Below are 15403 nucleotides of genomic sequence, written 5' to 3'. Positions count from 1 at the left end.
TAATTTATGTCAAGGTATAATGCCAAAGCGTTCGCAAAAAGTCAGAAGCTGTGGTTATAACCACATTATGATGTGGTTGATCAAGAATATAGTCGCTATATTTTGTGTTCAAATCGTGCTGAAGCGACGTTTTACGAACTCGACTTTCGACTTTCACAGGCCGTATCTATCCGGTCACCATATTGAAAACCGAAAGTTAAGGCTGAAGGTTGGAGGAATGTCCCCGTAACAAACGGGAGTGCTTATCCCCCTTCAGTCTTCAGCCTTCGGCCTTCAGTCTCTATCCGGTCACCATCATGAAAGTCGAAAGTTGAGTTGCGAATATATCGAGGTCGGAAAAGGGGTGGCCGTGGGTCGGGTCCAGACCTGAGTCCAAGCGCGAATATTACGATATCCGCGATGCACGATTCATGTTGTTGCGGCGCTTATTCTCTGAAGTGGCAGCCCTTGTTCTGGTTGTTTTCCCATGCGGCGAAAGTAACGATGATGGCGTTTCGCACCATGTTGCGAAGACCGATCAGGCTGTCGTTGACCCGGGTGACGCGGTAGAAGTGTTCGATCTCCACCTCGAGGCTGCGGAGTTCGCGGATGGCCCGCTTGAGGCGCTGGGAATTTCTCACCAGGCCTACGTAATTCCACATGATATGGCGGATGTAGCTCATATCCTGGGCGATAAGGGCGGGGTCGGCCGCTATGGATCCCTCATCGCACCATGGGGGGATATCGCCGGCGTGGACAAGATAAGGGTTTTCCCGGTGCTTCAGGATATGTCGAGCGGTCCGGCTTCCCCAGACCAGGCCTTCCAGAAGGGATGTGCTGGCCAGGCGGTTGGCGCCGTGGACGCCGGTGCACGCCGTTTCTCCGGCAGCGTAAAGATGCCCGATGGTGCTTCTGCCCCATATATCCACCCAGATGCCGCCGCAGAAATAATGGGCCGCGGGCACTACCGGCACGAGATCCTTCGAGATGTCGATGCCGTATTGGAGGCAGGATCGACGGATATTGGGAAAATGTGATTTAATCCGACGGGCGGGAATATAAGAGCAGAGGTCCAGATAGACGTTGGGTACGTCGTGTTTGATCATCTCTTCATGGATGCTGCGCGCGACGATGTCCCGGGGCGCCAGATCCTTCCATTCCGGGGCGTAATGTTGCATAAAAGGGGTGCCGTCGGCATGGACGAGGCGGGCGCCTTCCCCGCGTACGGCCTCGGAGATCAGGAGGTGAGGCGCCCGGCTTTGGTAGAAGGTGGTCGGATGAAACTGGATGAACTCGGCGTTGATGATTCGGGCCCCGGCCCGATTGGCCATGGCGATCCCGTCCCCCCGGGCGCCCGCGGGATTGGTGGTTCGGAGAAACAACTGCCCTACCCCGCCGGTGGCGAGAAGGGTCTTTTTCGCCGTGCATAGGACAACCCGTCCGGACTTCTGGTCGAAGAGATAGGCGCCGATGCAGGCCAGAGGCTCATAGACCGCCAGACGGTTCAATGAGTGATGCGATGGGGTCAAAATGTCGATGGCCGTATGAGCGGCGAGCAGTTGGATGTTGGGGTGCGTTCCGACGGCCCGGATCAGCGCGATTTGAATGGCCTTTCCCGTGGCGTCGGTGGCATGTACGATGCGGGGGATGGCATGCCCCCCCTCCCGGGCCAGAGAGAGAGCCCCGCTGTTGTCGTGGTCGAACGCAACGCCCAGTTTTTCGATAAGGATGCTTTTGACGAGTTCCGGACCCTCATCCCCCAGGATCGTGACGGCCTCGGCGTTGCAATGTCCGGCGCCGGCACGCATGACGTCCTCCGCGAGCATCGCCGTCGAGTCGTTCTCTCCTCGATAGATGATACCGCCCTGGGCGTAATAGGTGTTCGATTCGTGCGGATCCCTGGATCGCGTGACAACCGTCACCGCCAGGCCGGCCTCGGCCAGAAGAAGCGCCGCCGTGGCCCCCGCTATCCCGCTGCCGATGATCAGTACATCGCTCTCATAATGGGTCGTCATCTCGGCCGCCTATCCTATTGTCAGCATCCGCTCGACGGCGCGAGCCGCGCGTTTGCGGATGTCCTCGGGGACCTCGACGATATACCGATTGTATTTGAGGGCGTCACGGGTGTTCTCGAGGGTTATGAGCGCCATGTGGGGGCAGCGGATACGGCATAGGGGCAGGATTTCCTTGTCCGGAAAGGCTGCGGCCACGTTCTCGCCCATGGCCGACTCGGTGAGGAGCAGATAGCGCGGCGCCGTCGTTTCCTCGACATACCGGATCATGGCCGAAGTGCTGCCGGCGAAATCCGACGCATCGACGACCTCGGGGCTGCATTCGGGGTGGGCCAGCACCACAACGTCGGGATAATCCGCCCTTACCCGGGCGATATCCGCCGGCGTGAACTGCTCGTGGACCTCGCACCGGGCATCCCAGACGATCATATTCCCATCCCGCGTCGGCGGTTCCGTCCGGGACCGCTCTACACGCGGCGGAAAGATAATTTGTTTTCGGCTCCGGCGGGCCACGTTCCGCCCCAGATACTCGTCCGGCAAAAAGATGACGGTGTCCGAATCCAGGGCTTCCACCACTTTGGCGGCGTTTCCGGAGGTGCAGCAGACGTCGCACTCGGCCTTGACCTCGGCGTAGGTGTTGATATAGGTCACCACGGGTACACCGGGGTGCCGGGCCTTCAATTGTCTGACATCCTCGGCTGTAATGCCTGCGGCGAGAGAGCATCCCGCCTTTTCCGCCGGGATGAGGACGGTCTTGTCGGGGCTCAGGATCTTGGCGGTCTCCGCCATGAATTCGACGCCGCAAAAAACGATGACCTCGCAGTCGGTTCCCGCCGCCTTTCGACTCAGTTCCAGGGAATCTCCGGTATAATCCGCGACGCTATAGTACAGGTCGGGCGACATATAGTTGTGGGCCAGGATCACGGCGTTTTTTTCCTTTTTGAGCCGGAGGATCTCGCAGGCCAGTTCGGCCTTGTGTTTCAACTCGGGTTCGGTCGCCCTGTCCCGCAGGTATTTCTTCATTTTTGACGTCATTTCCTCGATATTCATGATCTTCTCTTTCAGTCCCGGGTTACGGATGTATCGGTGGGATGTTCCGGATCAGCAGGCTGATGTCCAGAGCTTTGGCCGAATGGGTCAGCATGCCGACGGAGATGCAGTCGACCCCGGTGGCGGCAATGTCTTTCACAGTGTCCGGCGTTACGTTCCCGGACGCCTCCAGCGGCACGCGACCGGCCGCGATACGCACCGCCGTCCGCATCTGGTCCGGGGTCATATTGTCCAGCATGATCCGGTCCGGGAGGAGGGCCAGCGCCTCTTGAAGTTCGGTCAAATCCTTGACCTCGACCTCGATGGGCCGTTTTCGATCGTCCGCCGCGCGTACGCCCGCTACGGCACGGGTGATGGAGCCGGCTGCCGTGATGTGGTTGTCTTTGATGAGGGCCATATCGTACAAACCGAACCGGTGGTTCCGCCCGCCACCCAGCCGGACCGCCCATTTGTCGAAAAGGCGCAGCCCCGGGGCCGTCTTTCGCGTGTCGAGGATGACGGCCGAGGTGCCCTTGACCGCCTCCGTGAAGCGGTGCGTGAGGGTTGCGATGCCCGACATTCGCTGGAGAAAATTGAGGGCCGTCCGTTCGCCGCTCAGAATCGCCCGTCCGGAGCCCCTCACCTCCGCGATGATCTGACCCGCCCTCACCGTTTCGCCGTCGGAGATGCGGGCGTCGAAGGTCACGGTATCGTCCAGGAGAGAGAATGTGAGGCCGGCCACTGCCAGGCCGGCGACGACGCCCGCCTCCTTGGCGGTGAACGTGCCGGTAAAGGCCGCTTCCGGCGGCACCGTGCCGAGAGTGGTGATATCCCCGTCGCCCATATCCTCCGACAGCGCGGCCAGGACCACGGCCGCCGCACCTTCGGGCATCGGCTCCGGGGAGATACCGGAGATATGTATGTCGGTCATGTTGGTATGTCTCGTTCGGGTGGTTGTCTGCAAATCGTCATTCAACTTTTATTGAATACTTACTTACTCAACCTTCGACGTTCATGATGGTAACCGGATAAAGGTGCGCGGGGCGTATCCTCCCGGCACCGGCCTATGAAAGTCGAAAGTTGAGTTACTTATACAATCGATTCAGCACAATGTTAAGAGGGGATTTGAATTTTATATGATTTTACTGCCGATTCGGCGCCGTGGAAAGAAAAAAAGCAATCGCCGGCGATTGGGAAACAGCCGGCGACAAACCGATGGAAACGGCATGCGGGGAGGGGTAAAGGTTCAGGTGTCGTTCTTCGGAGGCGCTTAGAGCATCTCCAGGGCGCAGGCCATGGAAACCCCGCCGCCGCCGCAGAGGGTGGCGAGTCCAAGGGTTTTTCCCCGCTGTTTCATGGCGTGGATCAGGGTGACCATGATCCTTGATCCTGTAGAGCCCACGGGGTGGCCCAGGCCGATGCCGGAACCGTTAACGTTGGTGATCTCCCGGTTGAGACCGAGCTCCCGCTCGCACCCGATGTACTGGGATGCAAAGGCTTCATTGACCTCGACCAGTTCAAAATCGCCGATGCCGAGGCCGCTGCGGTTGAACAGATCCTTGACCGCGGGCACGGGAGAGAGCCCCATTACCGAAGGGTGGCATGCGCCTTTTCCCACTGCCTTGATCCGGGCGATGGGGGTCAGGTTCAGCTCTCCGGCCTTTTCCGCCGACATGATGATCATGGCCGATGACCCGTCGTTGATGCCGCTGGCGTTTCCGGCGGTAACCTTGCCGATTTCGGGTACAAAGGCCGGCGGCAGTTTCCGGAGTTGCGCCATGGTGATGCCGGGTCGAAAGTGTTCGTCCTTGTCGAAGAGGAGAGACGCTTTTTTCCGTTGAGGCACCTCGACGGGTACGATTTCCTCTCTGAAAGCGCCGTCCCGTGTTGCCCGTTCCGCATTGTTGTGGCTTCTCAGGGCTACCTCGTCCATCTCTTCCCGGCTGATGCCCAGATGCTGCGCCACGAATTCCGCTGTGTGGCCCATGATATAGGGTTTGCCCAGAAACATGCCGGCCGGAGCCGCTTCAGTGTCCACCGGACCTTCGGCGGAAAGGGGAATGAGGTGGGAGCCGCAGTGGAGCGCGTGAATCAAGGCATCGACGAAAGTGTGATCCTGGAGCCGGCAGCCCCACCGGGCGTTGGGTACGGCATAGGGAACGCCGGACATGTGTTCGACGCCGCCGGCGAGGATGACGTCGGCCATGCCCGCCTGGATCATGGCCATGCCGGAAAGAACGGCTTCCATGCCGGAAATGCATACCCGGTTGATGGTGACGGCGGGGACGGATTCCGGTATTCCGGCCATGAGGGCCGCAACCCGGGTGACATTCAGCGTGTCGTGGTGCTCGAGACAGCATCCGTAGCGAACGTCATCGATGATGGCCGGGTCGATGCCGGCTCTTTCAATGGCGGATTTCATGGTGACACAGGCGATGGCGGCGCCGTTCATGTCTTTCAGGCTCCCGCCAAATGCCCCAATGGCCGTCCGGCAGGCTGAAACGATGACAACATCTTTCATGTGGGTCTCCTTTAAGGGATTACAAATCTAAGGGATTACAAATCCATCCACCACCGATATCCATGGAATTCAGCGGTGGATGGTCAATGGGATCAATTCGGATTTCGGAGAGGCGGCATGCGGTGACGCCTTGAATACCGCCTATTTCCCCCCGAAGGACTCCTCGTCCATTTCCATGATGGTGCCATCGTCGGTGATGACGGCGCTCATCTTTCCGAGCGTGACGGGGAGCAGAGAACCGATGAAGAACCGGGCGCTCCTGATCTGGCCTTCATAGAAGACGACGTCTTTTTTCTTGGCGCCGCTTTCCAGGCTTTTGGCGGCGACAATCGCGCGCCACAGCAGCATCCAGGCCATGATCGTGTCCCCTGTGACCTCCATGAACGGATAGGCGACGGCGTAAGCACTCATCATTTTCTCGGAACGGGCTGTTTTTGTCATGTGAAGAGCGAGTTCCTCCAGCCGCGCAATGACATTCGAAAGCCCCTCGGCAAGTCCTTCCAGCCGGCCGACAGCCCGTGCCGCATCAGCCGTTTTTGTCATTTCGTCCAGAAGATCCCTGAAAGCCTGCCCCTGGTTGAGGCTCAGTTTCCGCCCTAACAGATCCATGGCCTGGATGCCGTTGGTGCCCTCGTAGATATGTGTGATCTTGCAGTCCCGGAGGAGCTGCTCCTGGGGATACTCTTTCGTGTATCCGTATCCGCCGAACATCTGAACCCCCATGTTGCAGACGTCGAAGGCCCGGTCCGAGGCGTATCCCTTGGCGATGGGGATCAGCACGTCGATGAGCCCCTGCCACCGGGCTTTTTCATTGGCGTCGCCGCTGATTCGGATCATGTCTTCACAGAAACCGGTGAAATACATGATGCTGCGGATACCTTCGGTATAGGCCTTCATCGTGAGCAGCATGCGGCGGACATCCGGGTGCTGGATGATGGGCACCGGAGGGGCATCCTTGCCCGCAGCCTGAAGATGCCGTCCCTGAACCCTCTCCCGGGCGTAATTGAGGGCATTCGTGAACGAGGCCGAAGCGCATCCCAGGGCTTGCATACCCACGTCCAGCCGGGCCTCGTTCATCATGACGAACATGGCCCGCATGCCTTTGTTGACCTCTCCCAGCAAAGTCCCCCGGCACTGCCCCTTGCCGCCCAGCGTCAAGGAACAGGTGGCGCTCCCGTGAATGCCCATCTTATGTTCGATGCCGGTGCAGACCACGTCGTTGAATTCACCGAGACTGCCGTCGTCGTTGACCCGGATCTTGGGCACCAGAAAGAGAGAGATGCCCGAGGTGCCGGCCGGGGCCCCCTCGATCCGTGCCAGGACGGGATGGATGATGTTTTCGACCAGGTCGTTCTCGCCGCTGGAAATGAAGATCTTGCTGCCGGAGATGGAATAGGTGCCGTCGTCGTTCATGACGGCGGTGGTGGTGAGTGCCCCGACATCCGATCCGGCTTCCGGTTCCGTGAGCAGCATGGTGCCGCCCCACTCGCCGGTATACATTTTTTTGAGGAACAGCTGCTTCTGTTTTTCGGTGCCGAAGATCTCCACCAGCTTTCCCGCCCCGTGGGTCAGAAGGGTGTTCAGGGTGAAAGGGAAGTTGGCGCCGTTAAAGAAGTTCTTGGCGGCCAGAGCCACTGTGGCAGGCATCCCCTGGCCGCCCCACTCGGGGTCGTCGCACATGGCGATCCATCCGCCCTCCCTGAAGAGGCCGTGCAACTTGTGAAAGGATTCCGGGACGCGTACCTGACCTTTGTCGAAGGTGCATCCCTCCTCGTCTCCGGGTTTCAGGGTCGGGAGCATCTCCTTGACGGCCAGATTGCGGGCCTCGGAAACGATCAGATCGATGGTCTTGCGGGTGAATTCCTCAAATTTTTCGTGTTTGGAAAGTGTTTCAACCTCCAATTGTTCGTGAAGAACAAAATCCACGTCTCTTCTGTCCAGAATAACTTGTGCCATGATTCTCTCCGTTTTGTTCAATAATGGTCGATAGGGTTCAGCGATAGAGTCGCCGCATCACCTTTTTATCCAGCTTGCCCACGCTCGTCTTGGCGATCTCATCCACGAATTCATATCGGTCGGGGACGCCGTATTTGGGAAGTTTTCCGTCCTGAGCCGCCTGCTTCATGTGCTGCTTCAGGTCATCGGGGGTCACCTTGTCGACGAAATCGGGCTTCAGCACCACGATCATCATGGGGCGTTCACCCCATTTTTCGTCGGGAATGCCGATAGCAGCCGATTCCAGTACGGCATCGTGTTGACTCAGTATATTTTCCAGGTCCAACGAAGAGACCCACTCGCCGCCGCTCTTGATTACGTCCTTGACCCGATCGGTGATCTGGAGATAACCGTTCTCGTCGATATGGCCGACGTCACCGCTGTGGAGCCATCCGTTTTGCCAGAGGGCTTTGGTTTTCTCCGGCGCCTTGAAATAGCTTCGGGTCAGCCAGGGGGTCCTGAATACCACTTCGCCCGCCGACATGCCGTCATGGGGAAGCGGTTTTCCATCGTCGTCCAGCACCTCGAACTCCACCAACGGGAGCGGCAGACCGGTCTTGACGACGATGTCCAGCATCCGGTCCTCGTCCCAGTCCTTCATCTGTTTCGGGGGGACGGAGAGGCTGATGAGGGGACAGGTTTCCGACATGCCGTATCCGGTGTAGACCGTGATGCCCAAACTTTTTGCGGCCTTGGCCTGCCCCCGGGACAGCTTTGATCCGCCGATGATCACCTTCCACCGGGAGAGATCACACGCCTTTGCCGACGGGCTCGTGGCGATCATCTGAAGAACGGTGGGCACGCAGTGGGAGAAGGTGACCTTTTCGTTGGCGATCAGTTTCAAGAGCATCTCCGGCTCGTATTTTCCAGGATAGACCTGTTTGACCCCCAGGAGGGTGGCGACGTAGGGGAGGCCCCAGGCGTGGACGTGGAACATGGGCGTGATGGGCATGTAGACGTCGTCGGACCGGAACCGTCCGATGGTTTCGTAAGCGCCCAGGGCGACAGCGGCGGAAAGGGTGTGCAGCATCAGCTGCCGGTGGGTGAAATGGACACCCTTGGGGTCCCCGGTGGTGCCGGTGGTATAGAAGGTGGTGGCTTTGGTATTTTCGTCCAGATCGGGAAAAGCGTATTCCGGCAAGGCATCGGCCAGCATCTCCTCGTAGACGGCGTCGATGGCGACACGGGTCTCCGGAATCGTGCCGTGTTCGGCGATCACCACCACGGCCTCGACGTTGTCCAGCTTTTCACGGATGGTTTCCAGGATCGGCAGGAAGTCGGTGTTGATGACGATCAGTTTGGCTTCGGCGTGGTTGATGGTGTAGATGATCTGATCGGCGGAAAGCCGCCAGTTGACCATTTGCAGCACCGCACCCATCATGGGAACGGCGAAGAAGGCCTCCAGGAAACGATTGCTGTCATAGTCGAACACCGCCACCGTGTCGCCGGGTTGGATGCCTTTTTTTTCGAGGGCGTTGGCCAGGCGATGGATGCGTTCGTTCAGGTCCCTGTAAGTGTATCGCATTTTGTCGCGATAGACGATTTCCTGATCCGGCGCATAGATCAGGGGGGTATTCAACAGTTTTTTGATGATCAGCGGATAATCGTAAAATTCCCCGGGTTGATAATTTCTCTCCGTCATACTTGTCCCCCATTGTTGTCATTGTGATCGTTATGAATGTTGCGGATCCTTATCATCAGTTCACGGTATCATATCATCAGTTCACGGTATCATCGGTTCACGGTGCCGGTATTATTGCTTCGGTGACCTGACGCCGGTGTTTTGAACGGCGTCATTCCATACGGGCCCAGGCGGCATAATCCACGAGCCCGAAACGTTTAAGCTCCTGGGTGAGACCGCGAGCCAGGTCGCTTCCCCAGGGGATGGGGATCGCCCGCATCCACGTCAGTATGATCATCAGGTCGTTGGACACGGAAAGATTCGCGTACACTCTCGCGCCGACCAGCGACGGCGCCGTCAAGGACCGCTTCATTTCCTTCAGATATCGGGCGTCGATACCCTGGTCCCCGGTGCCGCCCATCCGCACTTTAATGATTTCCAGCCATTCCATTGGTTTGCCCCTTGATTGACGGTTGCGGGATCAATGCACTTGATAAGCATAAAGCATACCATATTTGTATTGTCTCATAAAAACAAAGGGTAAACTATAGAGAACGTTTTTGGCTGGAAAATAGGACAGAAAAACTGTTTTATTTTCCAGTTGGCATATAAACTGGAACATTGTACAGTTCTTTGGGGTCATCATCCCATATCCTTCTGTTTGATCGTATTGCCTGGAGGCTAAATGACGACGGATGAAAAAGAGTTTTTCCGTGAAGCCACCCTGAGAATCTGCAGCAGCCTGGAGATCGAAAAAGCCCTGTGGCAAAGCCTGATGTACATTCGGGATTTCATGCCGGCACAGCAGATGAGTTTTCACGTTTACCATCGCGATCTGGGTATTGTCGAAACAGTGGCCCATGCCACGATCGATGCCGGCGAGGCCATGTCCATCAAGAGCCCTCTGTCGTCAAAAGCCCGAAAGCAGGTGGAGATTCAACGCTCCATCAGGGTCCGGGTCATCGATCGGCTGGGGGATGATCCGGTGACGAGTCCGGTGGCGGGAAGACTGGGTGCCCTCGATCTGTCGGGGGTGGTTATGGATCTCGTTCTTGAAAAAAAGCTGCTGGGGGTCTTATCGGTGTTCAATAACGGCAGGGAAAAATTCAATTCAGACCATGTCCGACTCCTGAGTCTCCTGAACGAACCTTGTGCCGTCGCCCTTACCAACAGCATGAGATACCGGGAACTCATGACGCTCCGGGATCTCCTGGCCGACGATAACCGCTATCTGCAGGATGAATTGCGTCGGATGTCGGGAGAGGAGGTTGTCGGAGCCGATTTCGGATTGAAGGGGGTTATGGAGATGGTCCGTCAGGTGGCGCCGCTGGACAGCCCCGTACTGCTTCTCGGGGAGACCGGGACGGGCAAAGAGGTCATCGCGGGCGCCATCCACAAGTCGTCTCCACGAAAGGATGGTCCTTTCATCAAGGTGAATTGCGGTGCCATTCCCGAAACGCTCATGGACAGCGAACTCTTTGGATATGAAAAAGGCGCCTTCACCGGCGCGGTGGTCCAGCAGCGCGGGCGCATCGAGCGAGCCCACGGCGGCACCCTGTTTCTCGATGAAATCGGAGAATTGTCCGCTGAGGCCCAGGTCCGACTGCTTCGGGTGCTTCAGGAAAAAGAGATCGATCGGGTCGGCGGAAGCTACCCGATCAAGGTGGACATCCGGATCATCGCGGCGACGCATCGGGACCTGGAGGAGATGATGGCCCTCAGGAAATTTCGGCACGATCTCTATTTCAGACTCAGGGTTTTTCCCATTGTCATTCCGCCCCTGAGGGAACGAAAAATCGATATTCCCGCTCTGGTACAGCATTTTATCCTGAAGAAATCGCGCGAAATGAAGCGTCTGGTAGTGCCGTCCCCCACGCCGGACGCCATCGACCGCCTGATGGCATACCATTGGCCGGGCAACGTTCGGGAATTGGAAAACGTCGTGGAACGCTCCCTGATCCTGAACACGGGCGATCGCCTTTTTTTCAATGAGATCGGGGCACGGCTCATGGGGAAGTCGCCGGAGAGCCGCCTTCCCCAGTCCGCAGAAACAGACGAATCGATGACGCTTGACGAGATGGTGTCCCGTCACATCCGACGGGTTCTCGACAGGTGCGGGGGCCGTGTGGAGGGAGACCATGGGGCCGCCCGGCTGCTCGGCGTCCACCCCTCCACCCTCAGGAAGCGGATGGCAAAACTCGGGATCCCTTTCGGGCGAAAGGCGAAGATATATCGGGGATCATGAAACAAGACCGCCACTGCCCCGTGAATTCCGCATGACCGGTGCTCCGGCAACGGTTTTTTTCCCCAGATCACGAAGCCTTTCCGGAATTGACGACAGGGCCTTCTCGGCCGTTTCGCTCAGGCCCTCGCCGTGATTGAAATCGACGCCTGGAACCGTCGCGAGCCATACCGGCGGCGCCTTGTGGTAAAGAAGGCGGACACAGGCCATGATCGTCGCCGGATCGAGGCCGTGTCCGAAAACGAGGGCGCGGGATTTCGCGGAGAGGGGGTGCACCCGAATCCCAGGCTGCGCATTGCCGCCTTCCGCGGAGATGACCCGGGCATCCGTGAAGACAATGCCGGAGACGTCATCCCGGGCGACGTCTTCTGCAAGCTCGGGCGTCAACTGGTGCACGGCGATATGCAGGACGTCTCCGTCGCGTTCCCGCCAGAGGCGCTCGAGCATCTCCCCCAGCCGCAGCCCCGCGCCGTCGTCCCGGCGCAGGGGGTTGCCCCAGGCGATAATCAGCATCATCGGCGTCAGCCCCGGATCTTTTCGTCGACCAGGCATCCCCGGGCATCCAGAATCTGAACCTGCATGGGCATTTGGCCGACGGCGTGGGTCGAACAGCTGAGACAGGGATCGTAAAGACGGATGCCGTGTTCAATCCGGTTCAACACCCCTTCGGTCACGGTCGATCCCCTGATGTAGGCCCGGGCGATCTGGGCGATGGTCCTGTTCATGGCCAGATTGTTGTTGCCGGTGGCCACCAGGAGACGAACCGCCTGGAGTATGCCGTCCTCGTTGACGCGGTACTGGTGAAAGAGGGTGCCCCGCGGTGCTTCCATGACGCCGATTCCAGTCAGCTGGTTCACGCCCGCCCGGCTGCGGAGTTGAGCGTCATGGACCAGGGGATCCTCGATGATGCCGGCGATCCGCTCGAGGGAGAAGAGAATCTCGATGAGGCGGGCATAGTGGGCGTGAAAACTGCCCCAGACCGGCTTGTCTCCGTCGCCCAGACGCCTGAACCGCCGGAGCTCCCGGTCGGCCCGGGGCGTACCCGCGAAATCGCAGAGATTGAGTCGCGCCATGGGGCCTACCCGGTATAGACCCGGTACATCGCCTGTGCCGTCGCCGTACCCGAGGGGTCGGTAGTAAGGAAACTTGAGATAGCTCCAGGGTTGGACCGCCTCGGCGATGATCTCCTGCCATCGATGGTCCGCCAGTCCCGATTCGAGATGTCTGCCGTCGGCATCCATGACCCGAAGTACGCCGTCGTAATGCTCCAGGCCCCCTTCCGGGGTCGTCAGGCCGAGGAAGAGACTGGGAAAATTGCCGTAGCAATCCGCTTCCTGCTGAAAGGCGTCGTATCGGTCCAGGAGCAGATCGATGGCCGCATCGACGGTGTCGAAGGCCTCGGGCAGACTCCTGCCGACGGCGTCGACATCCTCGGGCGTCAGACCTTTGCGCACGCCGCCGGGAACGGCCCAGGGCGGGTGGACGCTCTGGCCGCCGAGCATCCGGATGATTTCCTGGCCGAACCGGCGGAGACGGATGCCTTTTCGAACCAGGTCGGGGTGTTTCGCCATGAGCCCCACCATGTTGCGCCGGGCCGGGTCGCTCTCCATGCCCAGGATCAGGTCGGGACCGCTCAGAAAAAAGAAGCTGAGGGCATGGCTTTGGACATACTGGGCGTGGTTGATGAGCCGCCGAAGGATTTCCGCGGCGGGGGGGATCCGGACGCCCAGAATGGCGTCGCCGGCCTTGGCCGAGGCCAGCATGTGGCTCACGGGACAGATACCGCAAATGCGCATGGTGATGCCCGGCATCTCCGAATAGGTGCGGCCCACGCAGAATTTTTCGAAGCCGCGGAATTCCGTTACATGGAATCGGGCATCGGCCACTTGTCCGGCATCGTCCAGGTGGATGGTGATCCTGGCATGGCCTTCGATCCGGGTCACCGGTTCTATGGTCAATTGTTGTGTCATATATACCCCCTCAGGTTTCGACTGTCACAGGCCGGTGCCGGGAGGATACGCCCGCGCCCCGCGCGGTTTCGTTCAATCGCCGCTGAAGCCTGCTCCGGTCGGCCCGGAAAAGCGCTTGCGCTCAAACAGTCCGGGCCGCTGATTCGGCGGATCGCCGCGGGTCCCCTTTACCGGCCGGGCCTCAGCCAAAGGTGCGCATCTCTTCCGGGAGGACGATGGGCTTGCCTTTGAGCAGGGCGTCCAGGGCCGTCCAGATGCGTTCCCTGCCCGGGGGGCAACCGGGCAGGAAGGCATCCACGGAGATCACCTGGTGGAGTGGGAGCACCCGGGGCAGCAGGCGCGGCAGCGTTTCGGAAGAATGCCCGCCCGGGGGCGCTTCTCCCGGCCCTTCGGCATAGACTTCGGCAACGAGGCGGCGCGCATCCAGTCGGTTGCGCATGGCAGGCACATTGCCCGTCACGGCGCAGTCGCCGAAACTCGCGACCATCCGGCTGTTTTCACGGATCCTGCGTGCGTCCCGCAGGTGGTCCGTGTTGACGACGGCGCCTTCGACCAGGGTGACATCCACGTTCAGGGGAAAGGTCTTGATGTCCATGAGGGGGCTGTAGACGAGATCGACCGCTTCGAAGACCTCGATCAACCGCTCGTCCAGATCGAGAAAGCTCATGTGGCAGCCGGAGCATCCGCCCAGCCAGGCGGTGGCCAGCCGTATCCGGGCGGTTCGGTTCAGGTCCATATCATTCCCCCCAATTCCATATGTTGTCGTCGCGGCCGCTCAGGATCCAGGCCAGAAAGTCCTGCCGTTTCTCCATTTCGGCAACACCGGTCCCCTTGCTGAAGATGGCGCCGGTGGGACACACCTGTACGCATTTGCCGCAAGAGGTGCAACTCCGGGTCTTTCCCCAGGGAATGTTCATGCCGGTGATGACGTTCGTATGAATTCCCCGGCCCATCATATCGAGGGTATGGGCACCCTCCACCTCGTCGCAGACCCGGACGCACCGCGCACAGAGAATGCAACGATTGGGATCCCGGACATGGCGCTCGTGACTGGCGTCCACGGCAAGGTCGGGGTAGCGGTATTCATAACGGACGTGATCCACCCCGAGCCTCGCGGCCATCCGCTGAAGCTCGCAGCGGCCGTTCATGACGCACACGGCGCAAACGTGATTGCGTTCCGTAAGGAGGAGTTCGATGATCATCCTGCGATACCGCCCAAGGGTCTCTGTTTCGGTTCGCACCACCATGCCTTCCTGGGCCTGGGTGATGCAGGAGGCCGTCAATCGGGGGCTCCCCTCGACCTCGACGAGGCACAACCGGCATCCCCCTCTGGGGCTGAGGCCTTTGAGACGGCAGAGGGTGGGGATGAAGATGTCCGCGTCCTCGGCGGCTTCGAGGATGGTGCTGCCCTTCTTGGCACTGATGAGCCTGTCGTTGATGGTGAGGGTGACGACCGTCATGATCAAAACCTCCGCGTTGACGTTGAAGGCCGGGCATGGGAAACCTCCCGGACGGGCTTATATCGCCCGGGAAACAGCGTTGTCAAAGCGACATACCCCGGCCGGGCAGTGATGATCCCGGATGTGAACCTCGTATTCGTCCCTGAAAAAACGCAAAGTGCTCAAAATCGGATTGGGTGCTGTCTGCCCCAGACCGCAGAGACTGGTATCCTTCACCATCCCGCAGAGCTCCTCGAGGTTTTCAAGGTCCTTCATGGTGGCGGCACCTTCGGTGATGCGAGTCAGGATGCGATGCATCTGCACGGTTCCCCCTCGACAGGGGCCGCATTTGCCGCAGCTTTCATCCATGCAGAACGCCATGAAAAACCTGGCCACGTCGGGCATGCAGCTGGTGTCGTCCATGACGATAAGCCCCCCTGATCCCATGATTGAGCCCAGGGCCGCCAGGGCTTCATAATCCATGGGGGTGTCGAGGTTGTCCGCAGGAATGCAGCCGCCGCTGGGCCCGCCGGTCTGTGCGGCCTTGAAGGCGCGGCCGTCCTGTATCCCGCCGCCGATGTCATATACGATCTCC

General features: G+C 59.4%; 13 protein-coding genes. 1 reads left to right on the top strand and 12 read right to left on the bottom strand.

The genetic code is table 11. The annotated features are described in order from the left end of the window. Positions 1-425 precede the first annotated feature (425 nt). The 7 genes from nadB to AB7S84_RS05970 all read right to left on the bottom strand — a co-directional run bounded on the left by nadB (position 426) and on the right by AB7S84_RS05970 (position 9608). Entirely contained in the window at positions 426-1994 is a 1569-nt protein-coding gene (gene nadB / locus AB7S84_RS06000) for an L-aspartate oxidase (protein ID WP_428153411.1), read from the bottom strand. Between the two features lie 9 nt (positions 1995-2003). Further along, positions 2004-3041, bottom strand: a complete 1038-nt coding sequence (gene nadA, locus AB7S84_RS05995; RefSeq protein WP_428153408.1) for a quinolinate synthase NadA — start codon at positions 3039-3041, stop codon at positions 2004-2006. 22 nt (positions 3042-3063) lie between these two features. Beyond that, positions 3064-3951 (bottom strand): carboxylating nicotinate-nucleotide diphosphorylase, encoded by an 888-nt coding sequence (gene nadC, locus AB7S84_RS05990; protein ID WP_020876256.1) that lies wholly within the window; start codon positions 3949-3951, stop codon positions 3064-3066. A gap of 339 nt (positions 3952-4290) precedes the next feature. After that, positions 4291-5541, bottom strand: coding sequence for a thiolase family protein (locus tag AB7S84_RS05985; protein ID WP_020876257.1), 1251 nt, complete (start codon positions 5539-5541; stop codon positions 4291-4293). A 141-nt stretch (positions 5542-5682) separates the two neighbouring features. Then, a complete protein-coding gene (locus AB7S84_RS05980; protein ID WP_428153405.1) occupies positions 5683-7497 on the bottom strand; it encodes an acyl-CoA dehydrogenase in 1815 nt (604 codons plus the stop codon). Positions 7498-7534: 37 nt separating this feature from the next. Next, on the bottom strand, positions 7535-9178 hold the full coding sequence (locus AB7S84_RS05975; protein ID WP_428153403.1) for a fatty acid--CoA ligase: 1644 nt from the start codon (positions 9176-9178) through the stop codon (positions 7535-7537). A gap of 151 nt (positions 9179-9329) precedes the next feature. Then, on the bottom strand, positions 9330-9608 hold the full coding sequence (locus AB7S84_RS05970; protein WP_020876260.1) for a hypothetical protein: 279 nt from the start codon (positions 9606-9608) through the stop codon (positions 9330-9332). Positions 9609-9842: 234 nt separating this feature from the next. On the opposite strand from AB7S84_RS05970, the gene AB7S84_RS05965 reads away from it, so the two are divergent. Continuing rightward, on the top strand, positions 9843-11402 hold the full coding sequence (locus AB7S84_RS05965; protein ID WP_428153400.1) for a sigma-54-dependent Fis family transcriptional regulator: 1560 nt from the start codon (positions 9843-9845) through the stop codon (positions 11400-11402). Here AB7S84_RS05965 and AB7S84_RS05960 read toward each other — a convergent pair. The 5 genes from AB7S84_RS05960 to AB7S84_RS05940 all read right to left on the bottom strand — a co-directional run. Then, positions 11397-11915, bottom strand: a complete 519-nt coding sequence (locus AB7S84_RS05960; RefSeq protein WP_052018528.1) for a hydrogenase maturation protease — start codon at positions 11913-11915, stop codon at positions 11397-11399. The genes AB7S84_RS05965 and AB7S84_RS05960 overlap by 6 nt on opposite strands. Positions 11916-11920: 5 nt before the next feature. Beyond that, positions 11921-13369: a Ni/Fe hydrogenase subunit alpha gene (locus AB7S84_RS05955; protein ID WP_020876264.1), complete on the bottom strand. Its 1449-nt coding sequence runs from the start codon at positions 13367-13369 to the stop codon at positions 11921-11923. Positions 13370-13550: 181 nt separating this feature from the next. Continuing rightward, positions 13551-14105: an NADH ubiquinone dehydrogenase gene (locus AB7S84_RS05950; protein WP_020876265.1), complete on the bottom strand. Its 555-nt coding sequence runs from the start codon at positions 14103-14105 to the stop codon at positions 13551-13553. A gap of 1 nt (position 14106) precedes the next feature. Next, complete coding sequence (gene hoxU, locus AB7S84_RS05945; protein WP_020876266.1) at positions 14107-14829, bottom strand: bidirectional hydrogenase complex protein HoxU; 723 nt, start codon at positions 14827-14829, stop codon at positions 14107-14109. 57 nt (positions 14830-14886) lie between these two features. Beyond that, a partial coding sequence (locus tag AB7S84_RS05940; protein ID WP_428153396.1) for an NADH-ubiquinone oxidoreductase-F iron-sulfur binding region domain-containing protein occupies positions 14887-15403 on the bottom strand: 517 nt, incomplete at its 5' end.

This window comes from Desulfococcus sp. (assembly GCF_050178255.1).
Lineage (GTDB): Bacteria > Desulfobacterota > Desulfobacteria > Desulfobacterales > Desulfococcaceae > Desulfococcus > Desulfococcus multivorans.
The sequence above is the reverse complement of the archived record's forward strand: the minus strand, read 5'-3'. Positions and strand labels throughout refer to the sequence as shown.